Raw genomic sequence first — 21378 nt, 5'->3', positions numbered from 1 at the left:
TCCCCAAGAAGCGATGGCGATTGCTTTACAGTAGGGGAATTTGGGGTATAAGTAGCTGGTTGTAATTAAATTAAAAATGGATTTTAGGTTTGATCCCCCCTGCCCCCCTTGATAAGGGGGGGTTGATCCCCCCTGCCCCCCTTGATAAGGGGGGTTTGATGCCCCCTGCCCCCCTTGATAAGGGGGGTTTGATGCCCCCTGCCCTCCTTGATAAGGGGGGTGTCTGATAATTTTTAACGCCTACCTACTTAGGATCAGCCTAGTCAAAGTGGTGCCAAGGACAAAAAAGCCAGCCAGATTTGTCCTCGCATCAGGGTGAGGAATTGACCGGGTAGAAAATTGCCTCACCACTAACCGCTAAACCGTCTTACTTTTGCCGGTTTTACTACCTGGGGAAGTAGTTTTTTTGGTGGTGCTAGAAGTAGTTTTCTTGGTGGTGGTTTTCTTGGCAGTGGTTGTCTTGGCTGCTAGGGCGACTAAAGCTTGTTCTAGAGTCAGGGTTTCGGCGGTTTCTCCTTCAGGAATCTTGGCGTTAGTTTTGCCGTGTTTGATATAAACTCCGTAGGGACCCTCGTACAATCCCACCAATTCCCCGTCGTCGGGATGTTTACCCAATTCTTTTAGGGGTGGTTTGGTGGAACCGCGAGTGCCGCGAGTTTTTTTGGGTTCGGCTAATAAAGCCAAAGCTCGATCGAGGGTTATGGTTAAGACATCATCGCCGGCTTTCAGGGAACGATATTCTTTTTCCTTACCCTCTTCCTGAACTACATAGGGACCAAAACGCCCTAAACTGGCTTTAATTTTGCCTCCGGTGAGGGGATGGGTTCCCAGTAGTCGTGGCAGTGCCAATAAACCCACTGCTTGTTCGAGGGTGACATCCTCTGGTTTGACTCCTTTGGGTAGGGAGGCGCGTTTCGGTTTGGGGTTGTCATCGCTGATATCTCCTAACTGGACGTAGGGACCGTAACTACCCACGAGCAGATAAATCGGCTCTCCGGTGTCGGGATGAAGACCGATTTTGTCCGGACCTTCGGTTTTTTGTCGCAGCAGGGTTTCTACCTGTTCGGGGTTCAGATCCGCCGGGGTTAAATCGGCGGGGATGGAAGCGGTGAGGATTTCATCCCCCCGGGAGACTTCTAGATAGGGACCGTATTTGCCGATCTTGATGGTTGCCTGTAAATCCTCTAAAATCACCGATTTAGCGGTGCTAGAGTTAATTTGACTCTCGCGCTCTTTGACTTGGCTTTCTAGCCCCTTTTCGCCGCGATAGAAGCGATCGAGATAGGGCAACCACTGAGCGGAACCGGTGGCGATATCGTCGAGGGTTTCCTCCATTTTCGAGGTGAATTTGGGATCTACGAGGTCGGGGAAATGATTTTCTAATAGACCGACGACGGCGAAGGCGGTGAAGGTGGGAATGAGGGTTTTATTCCGCATTTGGGCATAACCGCGATCGATAATGGTGCCGAGAATGGTGGCGTAGGTGCTGGGTCGCCCGATTCCTTCACTTTCGAGGGTTTTTACGAGAGAGGCTTCGCTATAACGGGCGGGGGGTTGGGTATCGTGGCTAATGGCTTCTAGTTGGCGACAATTGGGGGTATCACCGACGCTGAGGGCGGGTAAGATTATTTCTTGGTCGTCGATGGCGGCTTCGGGATCGTCGGAACCTTCCACATAGGCGCGGAAAAAGCCGGGGAAGTCGATTCTTTTGCCGGAGGAGCGAAATCCGGCATTTTCCACCTGAATATTAACGGCGATCTGGGTAATACGGGCATCGGCCATCTGTGAGGCGACGGTGCGTTTCCAGATTAGGTCGTAGAGGGCGAATTCTAGTCCGCTCAGGCCGGTTTCCCGGGGCAGGCGAAAGCTACTGCCGGCGGGTCGGATGGCTTCGTGGGCCTCCTGTGCGCCTTTGCTTTTGGTGGTGTATTGCCGGGGTTGGGGACTGAGATAGTTTTTTCCGTACATTTGTTCTACACAATGACGGGCGGCGGTAATGGCCTGATCGGAAAGATGGACGGAATCGGTCCGCATATAGGTGATGTAGCCCTGTTCGTAGAGATTTTGGGCGATTCGCATGGTGTCCCTGGCGGATATGCCCAGTTTCCGGTTAGCTTCTTGCTGTAGGGTGGAGGTGGTGAAGGGGGGGGATGGTTTGCGAGTGGTGGGTTTTTCTTCGGTGTGGCTAACGCGCCAGATTTTGTCTTGGATCTGTTCTTTTAAGGCGGTGGCGGTGGCTTGATCTAAGAGTGTCACCTGGCGACCGGGGAGCAGTCTGCCGGTGTCGGCATCGAAATCGCTCCCATTTGCCACTTTTTGACCGTTTAAGGTGACTAATTTCGAGTCGAATTGATTTTTGTCCTTTTCTAAAGTCGCCTTCAGATCCCAATAATTGGCGGTTTTAAAAGCCCGTCGTTCCCGTTCCCGTTGTACGAGCAGACGCACGGCGACGGATTGCACCCGGCCGGCGGATAAACCTTTGGAGATTTTTTTCCAGAGTAGGGGGGAGAGGGTATAACCGTAGAGGCGATCGAGTATGCGGCGGGTTTCTTGGGCGTGAACTAAATTTTCGTCGATGGAGCGACAATTTTTCAGGGCGGTTTGGATCGCTTCTTTGGTGATTTCGTGAAATACCATCCTTTTGGTGGGTATTTTCGGGTTGAGTACCTGTAAGAGATGCCAACTGATGCTTTCTCCTTCCCGATCTTCGTCGGTGGCGAGGATCAGTTCGCTCGCGCCTTTGAGGGCTTCTTTTAATTCTTTGACGACTTTACTTTTGCTTTTGGGGACGACGTAGAGGGGGTCGAAATCGTTCTCCACATCTACGCCTAAATTGGCCCAGGATTTGTCTTTGTGGGCGGGGGGAATTTCTTCGGCAGAGGCGGGCAGATCGCGGATGTGGCCCATGGAGGCTTGGACTCGATAGCCGCTAGGCAGATAATTACTGATCGTCCGAGCTTTGGTGGGGGATTCGACAATAACCAGGGTTGACATAGGAATTGATCATGAGGGCATCGCCACAGCGACTGTTTTAGTTAGACTGACAATCGTTGTTTGATGATGGGCAAAAGTTACTATTTATCTTGACCGGCTTGATTCGGGTCAAAAGCCACTTACTACGATAATAGAGATTAAAGCTGGTCTTTTGTCACTAACTTCTTAATAAAACTTAATATTTTTCTGGAGCGGCGATCGGACTCAAGGCACTGCCAAGGGTAATATAATCTGTTTGAGGATTGGTAATTATGAATTATGAATTGAGGAGAAGGGAGATGGTCCTCGATACTAAATTAGGTTACGCTTCATCTTTATAAGAAACGCTGCAGTTATGTCTGATTTACGTCAATACGCCCCGGCAACGGAACGCAATCGTCAGCCGATTTTGGAAGTTCTCCGCCAATTTTTACCGAAGACTGGCAATATCTTAGAAATATCTAGCGGCACGGGTGAACACGCTGTTTTTTTTGCCCCTCGTCTTGCTCCTCGTCGTTGGATTCCCTCGGATTGTAACCCTCTGGCTCTAGATAGTATTCGCAGTTGGTGTGATTATTATCCTAGTTCTAATCTCGATCGCCCCCTATTTATCGATGTTCATCAGTCAGTTTGGGCGGTAGAGAAGGAAAATATCGTTATTAATGCCATTGTTAATATTAATATGATTCATATCGCCCCCTGGTCCGCTTGTTTAGCTTTAATGGCAGGAGCGAGTCGCATTCTCAGTTCGGGGGAAATTCTCTATCTTTATGGTCCCTATAAACGACAGGGAAAACATACTTCTCCTAGTAATGAAAGCTTTGATTTTTCTCTCCGTTCTCAAAATTCTGCTTGGGGAGTTAGGAATTTAGAAGATGTGGTGCAAGCAGCGAGCGATCGAGGTTTACAATTGTTAGAAGTAATTCCTATGCCCGCTAATAATCTCTCGGTTTTATTTGCCTTAACATAAGTGGTTAGGTGTTAAAAACTGTCAGATGCCCCCCTTATTAAGGGGGGATTAAGGGGGGATCGAAACCAAAATATATCTTCAATTTTCCTAACTTCATAATTCATAATTCATAATTTTCACTGATAACTGATAACTGATAACTGATAACTTATTTCCAACCAGCGCGATTCATTACCTGTACTGCTTTGGCTAAATTAGGACCATAATTAGCCACACTAACTGTATCTTCCTTCCCGCGTCCGAGTTTTGCCAGAACAGGGTCTAAAGCAACGCCTCGAACGACGGGATATTCTTGATTACCCTTAGCAAAAAAGTTCTGTGCTTCATTGCTAGAAAGATACTCTAAAAATTTAATGGCCGATTCTCGATTGGGGGCGGTTTTAATTAAACCACCACCGCTAATATTAACGTGAGCGCCGCGCCCTGTTTGGTCGGGGAAAATTACGCCTACTTGGTCATAAATTGCCCGTTTAGCGGGGTCTTTTTCTTCGGCATACCCAGCTAAGTAATAGGTGTTAGCTAGAGCTAAATCGGCAATTCCTGCGGCGACAGCTTCGATTTGTGCCTTATCATTGCCCTGGGGTGAACGGGCAAAATTAGCCACTAATCCTCGACACCATTTTTCTGCGGCTGCTTCTCCTTGGATGTCGATTAACCAAGCGGTAAAAGATTGACTATAGATGTTACTAGACGACCGAGTGACGACTTTTCCTTTCCATTTCGGATTGGTTAAATCCCCATAGGAATCGATTTCTCTGGGGTTAACTCTGTCTTTGTTATACATGATTACCCGCAAGCGTTTACTAAACCCAAACCAGTGACCTTTGGGGTGACGCAAATTAGCGGGAATTCTTTGGGTGAGAATGCGGGAATTGACGGGGGCAAAAATTCCCTGTTGGTCGGCCCGCCATAATCTCCCGGCATCTACCGTCAGGAGTATATCAGCAGGACTATTGCGGCCTTCGCTTTTGATCCGTTCGATTAATGGGTCTGCTTCCCCTTCGACAAGGTTAATTTTTATTCCCGTTTGTCGGGTGAAGTTGTCATACAATCGTCGGTCGGTGTTGTAGTGACGGGAGGAATAGAGGTTTAATTGTTTAGTTTGGGCGGAAACCTCGTTTATTTTCCCTAATTGCCCCACCGTTAGGGCTAAGGTGGCTGTTCCTGCGCCTAGAAAGACTCTCCGAGTTATTTTATCGTTCATTGCTCGATTCTTGGTAAAGTTGTCTTTTCCTATTGTACAGCTATTGAGAATAATTCTTATCTGTGCGAAAAATTATTTGTCGGGCTAGGGCGGTAGATGGGGGAAAATACTGGTAAAATAAGGGTTTTTTGTTTTAATGAGGCTAATAAACCCTCGAATCTATCGCTAGTTAAGTTCAATAAGCCCAAAATGTTACCCTAAGCTCGATCGAGGGTATTGTGGAATGAGAGCAGCGAGAGTCAAAGGGAGCATCTCACCTTTGCAATAAGTATAAATGCTTAATGAGATCAATAAGAAAGTTAAAAAAGGCAACCATTTAGATAAGCACAGCGATGACGAAGGACTTGCGGTACATTACCAGATTCCCAACTTGCACCAGTAATTTTAAGACGATGAGCAATTTGTTTAATTTTTGATTCAAGGTCGCCAGAGCCAATGGAAATGCCCTCTGCCTGCAAATAATCATAATTGACAATTCGATGTTTATGCTTGTTTAAATAAACGATGAAATTCTGGTTCTTCCGAACTTACCATGTAAAATCAACTAGCAAAATGCCAATTTAATAAACATCTAATACCATTTCTCTAAATGAAAACTACACATCGAATTTAAGTCCCCCTTTTTAAGGGCGATTTAGGGGGATTAAACTTCTGTAGTCAGACTTTGGAGAATTGGTATTAGAAAGGTGTTTCAAGCCCTTAAGCTCCTGATAAACCGCCGAGAAGCATACCAAACTCAGAAGAGCCATTTTCGGTGATAGCCTTATCTTTAAGAAAGCTGCAACAAAAAAAGGACACAAGTTAACTTGTGTCCTTCCCGAAGCTAAGAACTTAATTTTTATTTAGCGTCGGAGAATTCCGCGTCGATGACATCATCGCCACCACCAGCACCACCAGAGGGGCCATTATCATCATTGCCACCGGTGGGATTGCTAGGGGCTCCTTGCTGATACATACTGCTACCGATCGCGTAGAGGGCTTGTTGTAATTCCGGTAGGATGGTTTTGATCTTACCATCATCGTCTTGAGCGATCGCTTCTTCCAGGTCTTTAATCAACCCTTGGGCTTTATTTTTCTCAGATGGAGGAACCTTATCGCCTAACTCTTCCAACTGCTTCTCAGCTTGATAAACCAGGGAATCAGCTTGATTTTTGCGTTCAATGCGTTCGCGACGTTCCTTATCGACCGAGGCGTTCGATTCTGCCTCATTTACCATGCGTTCCACTTCATTTTGGGGCAAGGTAGAAGCGCCAGTGATGCTGATCGATTGTTCTTTTCCTGTACCTTTATCCTTAGCGGTGACATTGAGAATACCGTTAGCATCGATGTCGAAAACCACTTCGATTTGAGGCACACCACGAGGAGCGGGAGGGATGCCATCGAGTCGGAAAGTTCCCAAACTCTTGTTATCTTTGGCCATTTCCCGTTCCCCTTGCAGGACGTGGATTTCCACGTTAGTTTGTCCATCCACTGCTGTGGAGAAAACTTCCGATTTTTTGGTGGGAATAGTGGTGTTGCGGGTAATAATCCGCGTCATCACACCGCCGAGGGTTTCCACACCCAAAGACAGGGGCGAAACATCAAGCAGAAGAATATCTTTGACTTCACCGGCGAGAACACCACCTTGAATGGCAGCACCGACGGCTACCACTTCATCGGGGTTAACGCTTTGGTTGGGATCCTTGCCCAGAACTTTTTTAACTAATTCCTGGACGGCGGGAATCCGGGTTGAACCACCGACGAGAACCACTTCATCGAGGGCAGATTTATCGATTTTGGCATCACGGATGGCGTTTTCGACGGGAATGCGACAGCGATCGATTAAATCGGCGCAAATTTCCTCAAATTTAGCTCTGGTTAACGTGGTATCTAGGTGTTTTGGTCCTTCGGCGGTAGCGGTGATGAAGGGCAGGTTAATTTCCGCTTGGGTAACGCTAGAAAGCTCAATTTTGGCTTTTTCTGCCGCTTCTGTGAGACGTTGCAGGGCCTGTTTATCTTGACGGAGATCTATTCCTTCAACTTTTTTGAATTCTCCGGCTAGATAATCAACGATTTTTTTATCGAAGTCATCACCACCGAGATGAGTATCTCCAGAGGTAGCGAGAACTTCAAAGACACCATCACCCACTTCTAGAACCGATACGTCAAAGGTTCCCCCACCCAAGTCAAAAACGAGAATGGTTTCGTTAGCTTTTTTGTCTAATCCGTAGGCAAGAGAGGCGGCGGTGGGTTCGTTGATAATGCGGAGAACTTCAACCCCAGCAATTCTCCCAGCATCTTTGGTGGCTTGACGTTGGGAGTCATTAAAATAAGCGGGTACGGTGATGACTGCTTGGGTAACGGTTTCGCCGAGGTATTTACTGGCATCTTCCACCAGTTTCCGCAGTACCTGGGCGGAAATTTCTTCGGGGGCGAATTGTTTGCCCTGGGCGGGACAGTCTAATTTAACGTTGCCGTTGCCGTCCTGGAGAGTTTTGTAGGATACTTCTGTGGCTTCGTTGGTAACTTCGTTGAATTTCCTGCCGATGAAGCGTTTGACGGAATAAAAAGTATTTTGCGGGTTCATTACCGCTTGACGTTTGGCGATTTGTCCTACTAGGCGATCGCCACTTTTGGCGTAGGCGACGACTGAGGGCGTGGTTCTAAATCCTTCGGCGTTGGCGATAACGGTGGGTTTACCCCCTTCCATAACCGCGACGCAGGAGTTAGTCGTCCCTAAGTCAATTCCAACTACTTTTCCCATAATCTTTGTGCTGCTCCGATACAAATTATAGTGACTTCTAGAATCGGAACTGTACTCGGTTTTTAGGCGATACCCACCCCTATCAGTTCCTTCGTTATCTCTATAGTGCAAAATAACCCCGCTTTCTCGATAGTGTAGGTATCCGAACCTTTTTGGTAGTATTACAGTAGTCAGTAAACCTCCGGTGAAAGTTAACAATTGTCGTGGGGGCAGTCTGAACGAGTAATTTAGATAGTCAACAGCTTATCCTCTGGCGCTAAAACACGATCGCCGATCACAATTTATCTAATTATCGCAGAATCTCAATTGCCTTATTGTCTTGGTTGTATCCGCTTTTTATCTGATTATTTCATAAAAAATATGACTTACGAAACTCTGGAACTTTCCACACCGACACCGATTTTATCTTGGGCGGGCCATGAATTGGGACCCCAAGAAACCCAAATGGCTAAAAATGTCGCTTCCCTACCTTTTGTTTATAAACACATTTCTTTAATGCCCGATGTTCACTTGGGTAAAGGCGCTTTAGTCGGTTCGGTGATTGCCACCAAAGATGCCGTAATTCCTGCCGCCGTCGGAGTCGATATTGGTTGCGGCATGGCTGCCCTAAAAATGCCTTTTACTGGCGAACAATTGCAGGGAAAACTCAAAAAAATTCGCCTCGATGTGGAGGCGAATATTCCCGTCGGTTTTGCTGAAAATAAAGAAGTGGATCGGGAAGTGACTAAATGGCCAAAATGGGCGGAATTTAAACAGATTCATCGAGGGGTACAAAACCTAGAGAAAAAAGCCCTTAAACAAATGGGTTCCCTGGGAGGTGGCAATCACTTTATCGAAATTTGTTTAGATACAGATAATCAAGTTTGGTTAATGCTCCATTCCGGTTCTAGAGGTATTGGTAATCAACTGGCCCAATGTCATATTGATACTGCCAAAGAGTTAGCCAAACTAGCAGAAGGTAAATTACCCGACCTCGATCTGGCCTACTTTGTCGCCGGTACAGAAGAATTTACCGCCTACTGGCACGATCTACAATGGGCCCAGGAATATGCCCGTTATAATCGGGAAATTATGATGGCTAGATTTAAACGGATTGTTGAAAAACATCTAGGGGGAGGCAAACCAACTAAACCCCTCTTAGTGGTTAATTGTCATCACAATTATGCCGAAAAAGAAATTCATTTTGGGGAGGAGGTTTATGTCACCCGCAAAGGAGCCGTCCGCGCTAGAGAAACCGATTATGGTATTATCCCCGGTTCCATGGGAGCGCAATCTTATATTGTTAAAGGCAAAGGAGAACATAATAGCTTCTGTTCCTGTTCCCACGGGGCTGGGCGCTTGATGTCGAGAAATCTGGCTAAAAAAACCTTTACTCTTGATGATTTAATCGCCCAAACTCAAGGGGTTGAATGCCGCAAGGATGAGGGCGTTATTGATGAGATTCCGGGAGCTTATAAACCGATCCAACAGGTGATGAATCAACAGGCTGATCTAGTGGAAATTGTCGCCACTCTCAAGCAGGTGATGTGTGTCAAAGGTTAACAAATCATGGCCAGAGCGATCGATTTTTACGGAGCCCGAATTTTTACGGGATTTTGGGGACAGCTTATTTCTTGATTGGGCCTAGAATCAGTGAGCGGGTCCGGGAATTTAGGATCACAGATCCAGTAACATCAATTCCTCGACTAAATCAAAATTAGCTGTCACCGATTGCACATCATCGAGGGATTCTAGGGTGTCGATTAACTTCAATAAAAAACGGGCCTGGTCTCGATCGCTCACTTCTAGGGTATTAGTGGGAATCCAGCGTAATTCTGCTTCTTTGACCTTAAATCCCGCTGCTTGCAGAACCTTATTCAATCTCTCCAGGTTAGACACCTCAGTAAAAACTTCTGCTCCTTGACCTTCCTCCTCACTGTCAAAAAACTCGTAGGATTGGGCCTGGCCCTCTAGGGAAGCTTCTAAAAGCTTATCCTCATCAATAGTTCCCTCAAGACGAATTACTCCCTTATGGTCAAACATCCAGCCTACACAGCCCGTTTCACCTAAATTACCGCCATTTTTGCTAAAAGCCGCCCGCAGATCCGCAGCCGTGCGATTGCGATTATCGGTCAGTGCTTCGATCAGGATCGCCACACCCCCGGGACCATAACCCTCGTAGCGAATTTCCTCAAAAGCTGAGTCATTTTCCCAAGTTCCCGCCCCTTTAGCGATCGCTCTTTCGATATTGTCATTAGGAATACCGGCCGCCTTGGCTTTTTCGATCGCCGTGCGTAGCTGAAAATTGCCCGCCGGATCGGGAACACCGTTACGCGTAGCCACGATAATGGCCCGGGATAACTGGGTGAAAGTTTGCCCTTTTTTGGCATCAACTCGGGCTTTTTGTCGTTTAATATTTGCCCATTTACTATGACCAGCCATATCTATCTAAGATATCCAACATCAAAAATCTAGCAGATCGATCGCCCTTGGTAAATCCGGGGATAATTGTCAACGAGTGCCGGGTAATAGACCTCTTGTGAAAACTAAAAATTGTTGTTAGGGTTAGGAGTCAGTAGCCGGTCGTCAGGAGAATTAAGAATGAATAATAATTAACTAAATGGTCTATTTACAGATTTTAGGCTGTTTAATTCTTATTTTTGCCGTTTTTGAACCATCAAAAATTAATTATCCAAGAGGTCTAATGATCATAAATCCTGTTTGGAAGCTATAGGGGGGCGGCTAGTTCGAGCATTTGTACTAAAATTCCCGATATGCGGTTTAAATCCAGTACAGCTTATTATAGAAAAGGTTGATTGATCAGGTGGCAATATGGCGCAATTTTCTCGCAAAACTCTACTAACCTTGGTTGCTAGTATATTAGTATTATTATTCTCTGTGGCTCCGGCCCAAGCGCTAAGTTATAATAACCGCAATTTGACCGATAACGACTTTGCGGGGCAGGATTTGCGCGATTCCACCTTCGATCACTCTAATCTGCGCGGTAGTAACTTCAGTCGTGCCAACCTGGAAGGAGTACGCTTTTTTTCTGCCAACTTGGAGGGGGCCAACTTTAGCGATGCCAATATGAGAAATGTGGATTTAGAATCGGCCCGTTTAACCAGAGCCAACTTTACCAATGCCGTTCTCGAAGGAGCTTTTGCCACTAACATTTTAATCAAAGGTGCAATTATCGACGGGGCCGATTTTACCGATGCAATTATTCGCTCCGATGTGGAAAAATATCTTTGTGAGATAGCCACGGGAACTAACCCAGTAACTGGCAGAAATACTCGCGATACCCTGTTTTGTCCCTAATCGCGCTGTCATGACCGATCGAACTAGAGCCAGATCGGCCATAATTGCTGTAAGCTAGTATTCGATTTTTTAACACAACCTTTAGAATAGACTTTCAAGCCAGTCAGTTCGATCGATCAGTCCCCTCTTGGAAAAAGGAAATTGTAACCATCGTGTCCACCAGTACCCTCGGCAATCAAGACAAAGAGCAGAAACCTAGTAGTGACTCGGATAGCTTTTTCCAAGGAGTCTCCAGAGTCGCGGGGGGGACTGTTCTGGGCCTGTTGATGGTATCCACGGCCGTGGTGACGGGGGCTGTGGTAGGATTGGCGATTAGTTACCGCAATCTACCAGACGTCAGGATTTTACGCGGTTACGTTCCCACGGAAACCAGTTATATCTACGATGTTAAAGGCAGACCCCTGACCAGCTTACACGGGGAAGCGCATCGGGAAGTGGTGGAACTCGATCAAATCTCTCCCAATCTAAAACGCGCAGTGATGGCGATCGAAGATAGCCATTTTTATCACCATCGTGGTATTAATCCTAATAGTATCGGTCGGGCAGTAGTGGCTAACTGGAAAAGTGGCGGTGTGGTAGAAGGTGCATCTACCCTCACCATGCAGTTAGTCAAAAATATCTTTCTTTCCCATCAGCGCACCGTTAGCCGTAAATTAGCCGAGGCGGTCCTGGCAGTACGAGTGGAACAGGTTTTTAGCAAAAATGACATTCTGGAAATGTACCTCAATAATATCTATTGGGGTCATAATAATTACGGAGTGCAAACCGCCGCTAAAAGCTATTTTAATAAACCCGCCTCCGAGTTAAATTTAGCAGAATCGGCGATGATGGCGGGAATAATCCAAGCGCCAGAAGTTTATAGTCCTTTTAATAATTATAAAACCGCCAAGGAAAGACAGGCACTGGTTCTCAGTCGGATGCGTACTTTGGGTTGGATTACCCCCGCACAGGAAGAGGCCGCTTTAAAGGAACCTCTGAAAGTGGGTAAACCCACCGCTTGGCAAGAAAGTAAATTACCCTACGTTACCGATGCAGTGGTGGCAGAATTGCGGCAAAAATTTGGCAAGGAAACCCTAACTAAAGGGGGAATGCGGATTCAAACTACGATCGATCTCGACTTTCAAAACATGGCCGAGTCCACCATTCAAAAGGCCTATAATAGCTTGCGTCGTCGCGGTATTCGCACCAAAGACCTACAAATTTCTCTAGTCGCGGTGGATCCCCGCACCCATTTCGTCAAGGCGCTCGTCGGTGGCGTTGATTACAATAAAAGTCAGTTAAACCGGGCCATTCAATCCCGTCGTCAACCAGGGTCAGCTTTTAAACCCTTCGTCTATTATACTGCCTTCGCTAGTGGTCGTTTTACCCCTGAAACGGTGGTTAATGATGCTCCTGTCCGTTTTCGCGAGGCCGGTGGCTTCTATAGCCCAAAAAACTATGGTGGCGGCTTTTCTGGTCCGGTTTCCCTGCGTAGCGCTCTGATGCAGTCTCTGAATATTCCCGCAGTTATTCTCGGTCGTCGCGTCGGGATCAATAAAGTCATTGAAGTCTGTCGTCTGCTGGGTTTCGAGAGTCCTTTAATTGCCGTCACTTCTTTACCTTTGGGATCCGTGGATGTGACTCCTCTGGAAATGGCGGGGGCCTACGCTACTTTTGCCAGTAATGGCTGGCATTCCGAGCCTACCTTTATCATGCGTGTTACTGATAGTCGGGGTAACGTCATGCTCGATAATACACCCAAACCGAAGCTAGTTTTAGACCCCTGGGCTACCGCTTCCCTCAATTCTGTCCTACAGGGAGTTATTCAAGGGGGAACAGCAACCTCGGCTCAAATCGGTCGTCCGGCAGCGGGAAAAACCGGTACTACCGATAACGAGAAAAATGTCTGGTTTGTCGGTTATGTTCCCCAATTAGCCACCGCAGTGTGGATTGGAGATGACCAAAATCGCACTTTAGGTAAAGGTATCACCGGTGGCGGTTTTGCCGCTCCCATTTGGCGCGATTTCATGGCACAAGCACTCAAAAATGAACGAGTAGAATATTTTCCTTCTCCCTCCAAATTCCGCAAACCAACAGTTAAGTAGATGGTTAATCTAATTGGTTTGATCGTAATTTATCGATCAAGTAAAGGTGGCTATGTTAAAAATGAAACCCACGCTTTGAGCCTTTAGGTTTCCTACGATTAATAGGTAAGTTACCATGAGTACCATCCAAGTTCAAATTCCCGACTCATTACAGAAAAGTTTAGATGATCTAGCGGCTCGTGATGGAATTTCGATCGATCAATTTATCTCTACTGCAATCGCTGAGAAACTTTCAGCGTTGATGACAGAAAATTACCTAATAGAAAAGTCCAAAAAGGGAAGTCGAGAAAAGTATGAGGTAATCTTAACAAAAGTTCCCGATGTCGAGCCAGAAGCCTATGACCGGCTGCCGACTGTCTGACATATCACTGCACCAGACTTTGTGCTAGACTTTGACAAGGCGGGTGAGTTCAACCGTTAGGCTGTCTTTTAATCCAATTAGTTTGATCGTAATTTCATAATATGAGCGAAGTCTTGAATTTGACTGGATTTATTAGAGATGTAAAATATACAGCCTGTCTAACAGAATCTTTAGACAGAGTATGTTTGGAACAATTTGATGTTAATGAATCCAGAGCTTATGGAATTATAGAGGCACAAAATACAGAAGTCGCTTATTCCAAGTGGGTTTCCCCTAAGCGAATCAGAAGTTATCCATTTGCCAGAATTTATAACACATATAATGCATCAAAAATATTGACAATAATACCGATTATTAAAGATGAGGGAAGAGATGGAGACTTAGATAAGCTTCAATATTCTACAGTTTCATGGATGAATTTACTCAATATATATATAGTTCTTGGATACTATGAAAATGCGGAGAAAAGTCAAAAAACGAAACAGGAAAATAAACACAAACTTACCAAACAAAAGTTTAATAATGAATTTATTAAGAATCAAATAAAAGAAATTTTAAATTACAAGCAAAGTGCTTTACATTGGAATAAAAGTTTATTAAAAGATAAAGTTTACTTCGACTTTTCAACAGGCTCTTAATTCTTATAAAAATATCTCTGACAATACTGGTGTTTTTACTCATTCTCAAGCTAGTATGGGACAATATCTAAAAGCAGTTATGCTTGATTTTGAAGAATTCAAAAATATATCTCTAAAAGGCTCTAAAATGGCAAGTGAAAAGGAATCAGTTACAGTACATAAACATGAATATTTAGTCGATGGAAGGAAAGCAAACTTCTGTATTGAAAACTATTTGGGAGGAACTTATTATCTAGCACCAGACGAAATTTTATATACAAAAGATCAATATTACATTCAGGAGTCTAAAAATTCTACAAGGAAGGGGCTGCCAGATTTAACTGATATACAAGATGGTCTTTTTAAATTAATTCTGTATTCCAATATAGACTCCATTAACTTAAACAATCAATCCATAAATTTTGTGTCAAAGTTAAAACTTACAGGTAAAGGTATTAAAGACAAAATTACTTTACCTTGTCAATTGGAAAATCTCGAAAAATTTCTTGTGTTAAACTCGGATAATCTGAAGGAGAGAGAGCAGGAAATAATTAGAAAGCTTTTAGTTGAAGTTCAAACCAATAAAAAGCTCGAAATCGAGATAGGAGCTAATTAGTAAATAAAATGTCAAAAATTAAAAGTCCCTTGCGTTATCCGGGTGGTAAATCCCGGGCAATTAAGCAAATTCTGCCGCAAATTCCTGTCAATATTAGGGAATATCGAGAACCTTTTTTTGGTGGTGGTTCTGTGTTTTTTGCTGTTAAGCAACTCTTTGAACAACAGATAAAAACCTATTGGATTAATGACTTAAATTATGATTTATATTGTTTCTGGCAATGCGCTCAAGAAAATATTGATTTATTGGTAGCAAAAATAACAGAAATTAAACAGAAATATGATAGCGGACGAGAATTATTTCAAGATTTGACAAGGGAAGATTTAAAGTTAACCGACTTTGAGAAAGCGGTGCGTTTTTTTATCTTAAATCGGATTACTTTTTCGGGAACAGTCGATTCTGGTGGCTATTCCCAAGCAGCTTTTACCAGTAGATTTACTGATTCATCGATAGCCAGATTAACTCAAATTGCGCCGTTATTAGCATCGGTAAAAATTACTAACCAAGACTACGAAGAATTATTATTTGCTGAGGGAAAAGAAGTTTTTATCTTTCTCGATCCCCCCTACTATAGTGCCACAAAATCCCGTTTGTACGGTGTAAGAGGGAATTTACATACCAGCTTCGATCATCAACGTTTTGCCGATAATATGCGTCAATGTCAGGCTAAATGGTTAATTACCTACGATGATTGTCCAGAGATACGAAAACTCTTTGATTTTGCCCATATTATCGAGTGGAATCTTCAGTATGGCATGAATAATTATAAACAAGGATCGGCGGCATCCGGCAGAGAATTAATGATCAAAAATTATTAGTGCCAGATTGTAGTTGAGTATTTATCTACCATAATTTAGCCAGCATTATTGATGAAGATTTGGAAAAATCCTCATCGGGTACATCTTATACCATTTTTCAAAAAGTATGTCATACTTGGTAAAGGTATAACTTATGTAGTAAAAAGGCAATGAGTGGAGTCCCTAATATTAATGTTGCTGAGTCAGTAGAAGAATTAAAATCCTTAAGCAATTGGTCAATTCTCACAACCATAGGATTGAATCTTTTCAGAGGTTTGGGTTTTCTCTCAATAACAGAGGGACAGAGGTGGTTAGCTGAACGTTGGGGAAACCTGATAGTTTTATCGACGTAAGAAGCAGAAAAATTAGCTAAATTAACAGGATATAATCTCAGATAATTTCAAGAGAGATAGGCTTTAGTGGCTTGGGAAGAAGCTTTATCAATTTATTCATAATAAATATTGGCAGAGGATTAAATATTAGTTATTGTGACTAACTCTTTTGATTAGAAAAAGATAAACTTGAGAATCTTCGATCAAATTTATTGACTCAAAATCAGCTATACTTAATTTAAATGAATCAACACTAGGGGGCAGGGGGGATCGAACCTAAAATCCATTTTTAATTTAATTATACCAATTCTCCAAAGTCTGACTACAGAATTTTAATCCCCCTAAATCCCCCTTAAAAAGGGTGACTTAAATTCGATGTGTAGTTTTCATTTAGAGAAATGGTATTATAACCAGCTACTTAGTCATTTCAATTAAGATTGAGAATATCAATCCCAGAGTTCATAAGGATTTTGTCGGTTTAGACTGTATCAGACTTATCTGAAATGACTATAGTCTTGAGATAATATTAGGTCGAGGTCTATTGGTCATAAATTAAACGTTACTGATTGCACTAATCCCCCTTGAGTTTACGCCATAGTGACCGCCCCCCACTGCGATCGCCATCTCCTTTCCTGTGATCAACTTTGACGCTTACGTTTGAAACTCGCACCAATGGCGATCGCCTGTCAGAGCCGATGAGTTGATGGCTGGTGAATGGGGGAACTCGATTTAAGAATCCCCCCCATCAATTTATACCAAATCCGTTGAGCATAGGCTACATATCAGGAGAGGCAAAAGGCAAAAGGGAGAATACATAATCAGTTTTTAATAACTGGATTTAGTATTAGACAAAGAAACTATTGACCGCAATAGTGCCGAGCGCCGGTAAAGTACCCGTTAACCCAGTCAGATTAATCACCAAATCATTAGCACTTTGGAAGCCTGCTGTACCGTTGTTGACAATTAGGTAAGTAGAAGAACTATTGTCCCGCACTAAAGCAGCCCGGTTAGTTCCGAGAGCTTGATTTCCGGCTGTTGCCCCATTAGCATCGGTAAAGACGTTAGTAACAATGGTGTTAATGTTGGTCGTGGTGCTATTTGCCGCCCGGGTAAAAGCGACCGGGGCATTAATGGCCCCACCAGCTTGACTAAGCAGGTCAATCTTATCAGTACCAATAGCAAAATCCGTAACTCGGTCTAGGGCTGCCGAGGTGGACTGACTAAACTGGAAGATGAAGATGTCTGTCCCCACCCCACCGGTTAAAGTATCGATTCCAGCAGCACCATTGAGGCTATTATTGCCACTATTCCCTGTAATCTGGTTATTTAAGCCATTACCCGTGCCATTAAGATTACCAGTGCCAGTGAGAAGGAGATTTTCCACGTTGTTAGGAAGGGTATAGGAAATGGCAGCTTGCACGGTATCGGTTCCCTGGTTGAGAGCTTCAATCACCAAATCCCCAGCGTTATTCACCGTATAAGTATCGTTTCCGGCTAACCCAGTCATGGCATCTGCTCCAGAGGTTCCCACAAGGGTGTCTGGACCAGAAGTACCGATAAAGTCATCATTTTGGATAGTGCCAATAGCCGTAGCGGTGGTAATAATAGCGCCGTTGGTGGCATTGGAGAGGGTGACGGTAAAGTTTTCGTTCAGTTCTACTGTTGTATCCCCCTGAACGTTAACAGTAATCACTTTTGAGGTTTCCCCCGTCGCAAAACTTACTACCCCACTGGGTAACACTCCCCCAGCAAAATCCGTGGCATTGGCAGGATTGCTGCCGGTGCCGGTAACTACCCAGTTAACGTTATTGCTTCCCGTGGTATTAACCGCACGAGTGACGGTGAAGGTAAAGGCTTTACTGCCACTGTTGCCCTCGGTTTGATTGGCACTGGTGGCGGCAATGGCGAGGATGGGGATTGCGGGGGTACTCACGGCCCACAACTCCTCACCGTTAACGCCGTTATCGGCAGTGAAGAACAGGGTGCTGCCCACTACTCTCAGATTACGGGGGTTGGAGCCATTGGAACCGGGGCGGATGTCCCCCACCAGAATCGTGCCGGCCGCCGTGCCGTCGCTTTTCCACAATTCAGTACCGTTCACGTCGTCATCGGCAGTGAAGAACAGGGTGTTACCCACTGCCGTTAGATTTTGGGAGTTGGAGCCAGAGTAACCGGAACCGGGGTTGATGTCAGCCACCAGAATCGTACCGGCCTCCGTGCCGTCGCTCTTCCACAATTCCCGACCGTTCACGTTGTCACCGGCAATGAAGTACAGGGTATTGCCTACTGCTGTTAGATATCGGGGGTAGGAGCGATCGGAACCGGGGCGGATATCTTTGACCAGAACTGTACCAGCCGCCGTGCCGTCGCTCTTCCATAATTCCCGACCGTTAACGTCGTTATCGGCAGTGAAGAACAGGGTATTGCCCACTGCCGTCAGATTGCGGGGGAGGGAGGTATAGGAACCGAGTCCGATATCTTTGACCAGAACCGTACCGGCCGCCGTGCCGTCGCTTTTCCATAATTCCCGACCGTTCGCGCCGTTATCGGCAGTGAAAAAGAGGGTATTGCCCACTGCTGTTAGATAGCGGGGGTCGGAGCTAGAGGAACCGGGGCGGATATTCTTGACCAGAACCGTACCGGCCGCCGTGCCGTCGCTTTTCCATAATTCAGTACCGCTAACGCCTCTGGCACTGAAAAAGAGGGTATTGCCTACTGCCGTTAGATTGCGGGGGTCGGGGTCGGGGCCGATGTTCTTGACCAAAACCGTACCGGCTGCCGTGCCGTCGCTTTTCCACAATTCCTCTGTACGGCCGATATCGACAGTGAAGAACAGGGTATTGCCCAGTGCCGTCAGATTGTAGAAGTAGGAGCTAGAGTCACCGGGGTTGATATCTTTGACCAGAACCGTGCCGGCCGCCGTGCCGTCGCTTTTCCATAATTCAGTACCGTTCACGCTGTCATAGGCCTGGAAGAACAGGGTACTGCCCACCACCGTCAGATTGCTGGGGTAGGAGCCATAGTCACCGGGGCTGATGTCGGCGACCCGAACTGTACCGGCCGCTGTGCCGTCGCTCCTCCACAATTCCTCACCGTTAACGCTGTCATAGGCAGTGAAGAACAGAGTATTGCCCCGGGCTGTCAGATTGCCGGGGTAGGGACCAAAGGAACCGGGGTTGATATCCTTAACTAAAAAAGGAACGGAGTCCTCGTCAACAATGGTCGCGGTTGCCGTAGATGGAGTGCCGAGAGTAGCTCCGTTGGTGGGATTGGAGAGGGTGACGGTAAAGTTTTCGTTCGGTTCTATCGTTGTATCTCCCCGGACGTTAACAGTAATCACCTTACTGCTTTCTCCCGGGGCAAAACTCACTACCCCACTGGGTAACACTCCTCCGACAAAATCGGCAGCGTTAGCGGGAAAAGTGCCAGTGCCGGTAACTGCCCAGTTGACGTTATTGCTTCCGGTGGTGTTATCCGCACGAGTGACGGTGAAGGTAAAGGCCTTGCTGCCACTGTTGCCCTCGGTTTGATTGGCATTGGTGGCGGCAATGGTGAGGATGGGGATTGCTACATCATCATTATTGATGGTTCCCGTGGCAGTAGCGGTGGTAATGTTAGCGCCGTTGGTGGGATTGGAGAGGATGACGGTAAAGTTTTCGTTCGGTTCAAATGTGGTATCTCCCAGAACGTTAACGGTAATCACTTTACTGGTTTCTCCCGGGGCAAAACTCACGGTTCCTGACGGTAAGACTCCTCCGACAAAATCAGTGGCATTGGCAGGATTGCTGCCGCTGCTGATAACTGCCCAGTTAACGTTATTGCTTCCCGTGGTGATAACCGAACGAGTGACGGTGAAGGTGAAAGCTTTACTGCCACTGTTGCCCTCGGTTTGATTGGCATTGGTGGCGGCAATAGCGAGGGTGGGAATTGCGGGCGTACTCACAGCCCACAATTCAGCACCGTTAACGCCGTTATCGGCGCTGAAGAACAGGGTACTGCCCACTGCCCTTAGATTGCTGGGGTCGGAGCTAGAGGCACCGGGGCGGGTGTCGGCCACCAAAACTGTACCGGCCGCCGTGCCGTCGCTCCTCCATAATTCCTCACCGTTTACGCCGTCAAAAGCAGTGAAAAAGAGGGTATTACCCACTGCCGTCAGATTGCCGGGGTTGGAGCTAGAGGAACCAGCGCGGATATCTTTGACCAGAACCGTACCGGCCGCCGTGCCGTCGCTTTTCCATAATTCCTTACCGTTCACGCCGTCATCGACAGTGAAGAACAGGGTGCTGCCCACTGCCGTCAGATTTTCCAGGCTGGAGCCAGAGGAACCGGCGCGGATATCTCTGACCAGAATCGTACCAGCGGCCGTGCCGTCGCTTTTCCATAATTCAGTACCGTTCACGCCGTCATCGGCAGTGAAGTACAGGGTAAGGGTGTTGCCCACCACCGTTAGATTGAAGGGGTTGGAGCTAGTATAGGAACCGGGGCGGATATCTTTGACCAAAACCGTACCGGCCGCCGTGCCGTCGCTTTTCCACAATTCAGTACCGTTCACATCAAAAGCAGTGAAGAACAGGGTATTGCCCAGCGCCGTTAGATTTTGCAGGCTGGAGCTAAAGGAACCGGGGCGGATATCTTTGACCAGAACCGTACCGGCCGCCGTGCCGTCGCTTTTCCATAATTCCTCACCGTTCACGCTGTCAAAGGCCCGGAAGAACAGGGTACTGCCCACTGCCGTTAGATTGCTGGTGGGGCTGATATCCTTGACCAGAACCGTACCGGCCGCCGTGCCGTCGCTCTTCCATAACTTTTGACCGTCATTGTTGTCATCGGCAGTGAAGAAGAGGGTGTTACCCACCGCCGTTAGATTGCGGGGGTAGGGACCAGATGAGCCGGGAAAAATATCTTTGACCAGAACCGTGCCGGCCGCCGTGCCGTCGCTTTTCCATAATTCAGTACCGTTCACGCGGTCATCAGCAGTGAAGAACAGGGTACTGCCCACTGCTGTTAGATTGCGGAGGAAGGAACCAGAGAAACTGGGAACAATATCTCTGACCAAAACCGTACCGGCCGCCGTGCCGTCGCTTTTCCACAATTCATCACCGTTCACGCCGTCAAAGGCCCGGAAGTACAGGGTATTGCCCACCGCCGTCAGATAGCGGGGGTCAGAACCAGATAAACCGGGGAAGATATCTTTAACTAAAAAAGGAATTGACATGATTTTTTCCTGAATAAAGGGTGAAAATTAAACAATTAAGTAGTGGTGCAAAATAAATTTCCTAGTGAAGAAAGGCACTCATGCAAGGGGCAAGGGGGGGTTAGATTTGTGTAATTAATTTTGCTTAGGTACTTAAGCGGGCAAAGAAGGGTATATCTGGCTGAAAAAC

Annotated in this window: 13 protein-coding genes and 2 pseudogenes; 9 read left to right on the top strand and 6 right to left on the bottom strand. The window is 46.1% G+C overall.

The features are described from left to right. Positions 1–357: 357 nt before the first annotated feature. The gene (topA, locus tag ACOCD9_RS06605) at positions 358–2994 is read right to left on the bottom strand and encodes a type I DNA topoisomerase (protein WP_419546824.1); all 2637 of its coding nucleotides are present in this window, start codon (positions 2992–2994) and stop codon (positions 358–360) included. A gap of 334 nt (positions 2995–3328) precedes the next feature. Between topA and ACOCD9_RS06600 the strand changes: the two genes are divergently transcribed. Beyond that, entirely contained in the window at positions 3329–3943 is a 615-nt protein-coding gene (locus tag ACOCD9_RS06600; RefSeq protein ID WP_419546823.1) for a DUF938 domain-containing protein, read from the top strand. A 148-nt stretch (positions 3944–4091) separates the two neighbouring features. On the opposite strand, the gene ACOCD9_RS06595 is transcribed toward ACOCD9_RS06600, so the two are convergent. The 3 genes and pseudogenes from ACOCD9_RS06595 to dnaK form a co-directional block, all read right to left on the bottom strand. Further along, positions 4092–5147 (bottom strand): Fe(3+) ABC transporter substrate-binding protein, encoded by a 1056-nt coding sequence (locus ACOCD9_RS06595; RefSeq protein WP_287700078.1) that lies wholly within the window; start codon positions 5145–5147, stop codon positions 4092–4094. Between the two features lie 299 nt (positions 5148–5446). Further along, positions 5447–5662, bottom strand: a pseudogene (locus tag ACOCD9_RS06590) (ISKra4 family transposase); the annotation flags it as partial. Positions 5663–5985: 323 nt separating this feature from the next. Beyond that, entirely contained in the window at positions 5986–7890 is a 1905-nt protein-coding gene (gene dnaK / locus ACOCD9_RS06585; protein WP_104396035.1) for a molecular chaperone DnaK, read from the bottom strand. A gap of 360 nt (positions 7891–8250) precedes the next feature. On the opposite strand from dnaK, the gene ACOCD9_RS06580 reads away from it, so the two are divergent. Beyond that, positions 8251–9432, top strand: a complete 1182-nt coding sequence (locus ACOCD9_RS06580) for an RtcB family protein (RefSeq protein WP_419546821.1) — start codon at positions 8251–8253, stop codon at positions 9430–9432. Positions 9433–9546: 114 nt separating this feature from the next. Here ACOCD9_RS06580 and ACOCD9_RS06575 read toward each other — a convergent pair whose 3' ends face one another. Further along, entirely contained in the window at positions 9547–10311 is a 765-nt protein-coding gene (locus ACOCD9_RS06575; RefSeq protein WP_419546819.1) for a YebC/PmpR family DNA-binding transcriptional regulator, read from the bottom strand. 390 nt (positions 10312–10701) lie between these two features. Between ACOCD9_RS06575 and ACOCD9_RS06570 the strand changes: the two genes are divergently transcribed. The 7 genes and pseudogenes from ACOCD9_RS06570 to ACOCD9_RS06540 form a co-directional block, all read left to right on the top strand. Next, a complete protein-coding gene (locus ACOCD9_RS06570) occupies positions 10702–11187 on the top strand; it encodes a pentapeptide repeat-containing protein (protein ID WP_419546818.1) in 486 nt (161 codons plus the stop codon). 152 nt (positions 11188–11339) lie between these two features. After that, positions 11340–13271: a transglycosylase domain-containing protein gene (locus ACOCD9_RS06565; protein WP_287700074.1), complete on the top strand. Its 1932-nt coding sequence runs from the start codon at positions 11340–11342 to the stop codon at positions 13269–13271. Positions 13272–13386: 115 nt separating this feature from the next. Next, on the top strand, positions 13387–13632 hold the full coding sequence (locus ACOCD9_RS06560; RefSeq protein WP_287700073.1) for a toxin-antitoxin system HicB family antitoxin: 246 nt from the start codon (positions 13387–13389) through the stop codon (positions 13630–13632). Positions 13633–13733: 101 nt separating this feature from the next. Then, positions 13734–14270 carry a hypothetical protein gene (locus tag ACOCD9_RS06555; protein ID WP_419546817.1) on the top strand — a complete coding sequence of 179 codons (537 nt, stop codon included), beginning with the start codon at positions 13734–13736 and terminating at the stop codon, positions 14268–14270. Positions 14271–14325: 55 nt separating this feature from the next. Further along, positions 14326–14865, top strand: coding sequence for a hypothetical protein (locus ACOCD9_RS06550; RefSeq protein WP_419546816.1), 540 nt, complete (start codon positions 14326–14328; stop codon positions 14863–14865). A gap of 8 nt (positions 14866–14873) precedes the next feature. After that, complete coding sequence (locus ACOCD9_RS06545) at positions 14874–15683, top strand: DNA adenine methylase (RefSeq protein ID WP_287700071.1); 810 nt, start codon at positions 14874–14876, stop codon at positions 15681–15683. A gap of 203 nt (positions 15684–15886) precedes the next feature. Then, positions 15887–16015: pseudogene (locus ACOCD9_RS06540) on the top strand (ISAs1 family transposase); the annotation flags it as partial. Between the two features lie 823 nt (positions 16016–16838). Here the strand turns inward: ACOCD9_RS06540 and ACOCD9_RS06535 are convergent. Next, the gene (locus tag ACOCD9_RS06535; RefSeq protein WP_419546814.1) at positions 16839–21209 is read right to left on the bottom strand and encodes an ELWxxDGT repeat protein; all 4371 of its coding nucleotides are present in this window, start codon (positions 21207–21209) and stop codon (positions 16839–16841) included. Between the last annotated feature and the right edge of the window lie 169 nt (positions 21210–21378).

The sequence above is a fragment of the Microcystis sp. genome (assembly GCF_048564745.1).
In the GTDB taxonomy this organism is placed as follows: Bacteria; Cyanobacteriota; Cyanobacteriia; order Cyanobacteriales; family Microcystaceae; genus Microcystis; species Microcystis ichthyoblabe_A.
Note: the sequence above shows the minus strand (reverse complement) of the source record. Positions and strands in the feature narration are given on the sequence as shown.

What these genes read in the sequence shown, in the direction of transcription:
- topA (WP_419546824.1), bottom strand. Translation starts at nt 2,994, where the DNA reads ATGTCAACCCTGGTTATTGTCGAATCCCCCACCAAAGCTCGGACGATC.
- ACOCD9_RS06600 (WP_419546823.1), top strand. Translation starts at nt 3,329, where the DNA reads ATGTCTGATTTACGTCAATACGCCCCGGCAACGGAACGCAATCGTCAG.
- ACOCD9_RS06595 (WP_287700078.1), bottom strand. Translation starts at nt 5,147, where the DNA reads ATGAACGATAAAATAACTCGGAGAGTCTTTCTAGGCGCAGGAACAGCC.
- dnaK (WP_104396035.1), bottom strand. Translation starts at nt 7,890, where the DNA reads ATGGGAAAAGTAGTTGGAATTGACTTAGGGACGACTAACTCCTGCGTC.
- ACOCD9_RS06580 (WP_419546821.1), top strand. Translation starts at nt 8,251, where the DNA reads ATGACTTACGAAACTCTGGAACTTTCCACACCGACACCGATTTTATCT.
- ACOCD9_RS06575 (WP_419546819.1), bottom strand. Translation starts at nt 10,311, where the DNA reads ATGGCTGGTCATAGTAAATGGGCAAATATTAAACGACAAAAAGCCCGA.
- ACOCD9_RS06570 (WP_419546818.1), top strand. Translation starts at nt 10,702, where the DNA reads ATGGCGCAATTTTCTCGCAAAACTCTACTAACCTTGGTTGCTAGTATA.
- ACOCD9_RS06560 (WP_287700073.1), top strand. Translation starts at nt 13,387, where the DNA reads ATGAGTACCATCCAAGTTCAAATTCCCGACTCATTACAGAAAAGTTTA.
- ACOCD9_RS06555 (WP_419546817.1), top strand. Translation starts at nt 13,734, where the DNA reads ATGAGCGAAGTCTTGAATTTGACTGGATTTATTAGAGATGTAAAATAT.
- ACOCD9_RS06550 (WP_419546816.1), top strand. Translation starts at nt 14,326, where the DNA reads ATGGGACAATATCTAAAAGCAGTTATGCTTGATTTTGAAGAATTCAAA.
- ACOCD9_RS06545 (WP_287700071.1), top strand. Translation starts at nt 14,874, where the DNA reads ATGTCAAAAATTAAAAGTCCCTTGCGTTATCCGGGTGGTAAATCCCGG.
- ACOCD9_RS06535 (WP_419546814.1), bottom strand. Translation starts at nt 21,209, where the DNA reads ATGTCAATTCCTTTTTTAGTTAAAGATATCTTCCCCGGTTTATCTGGT.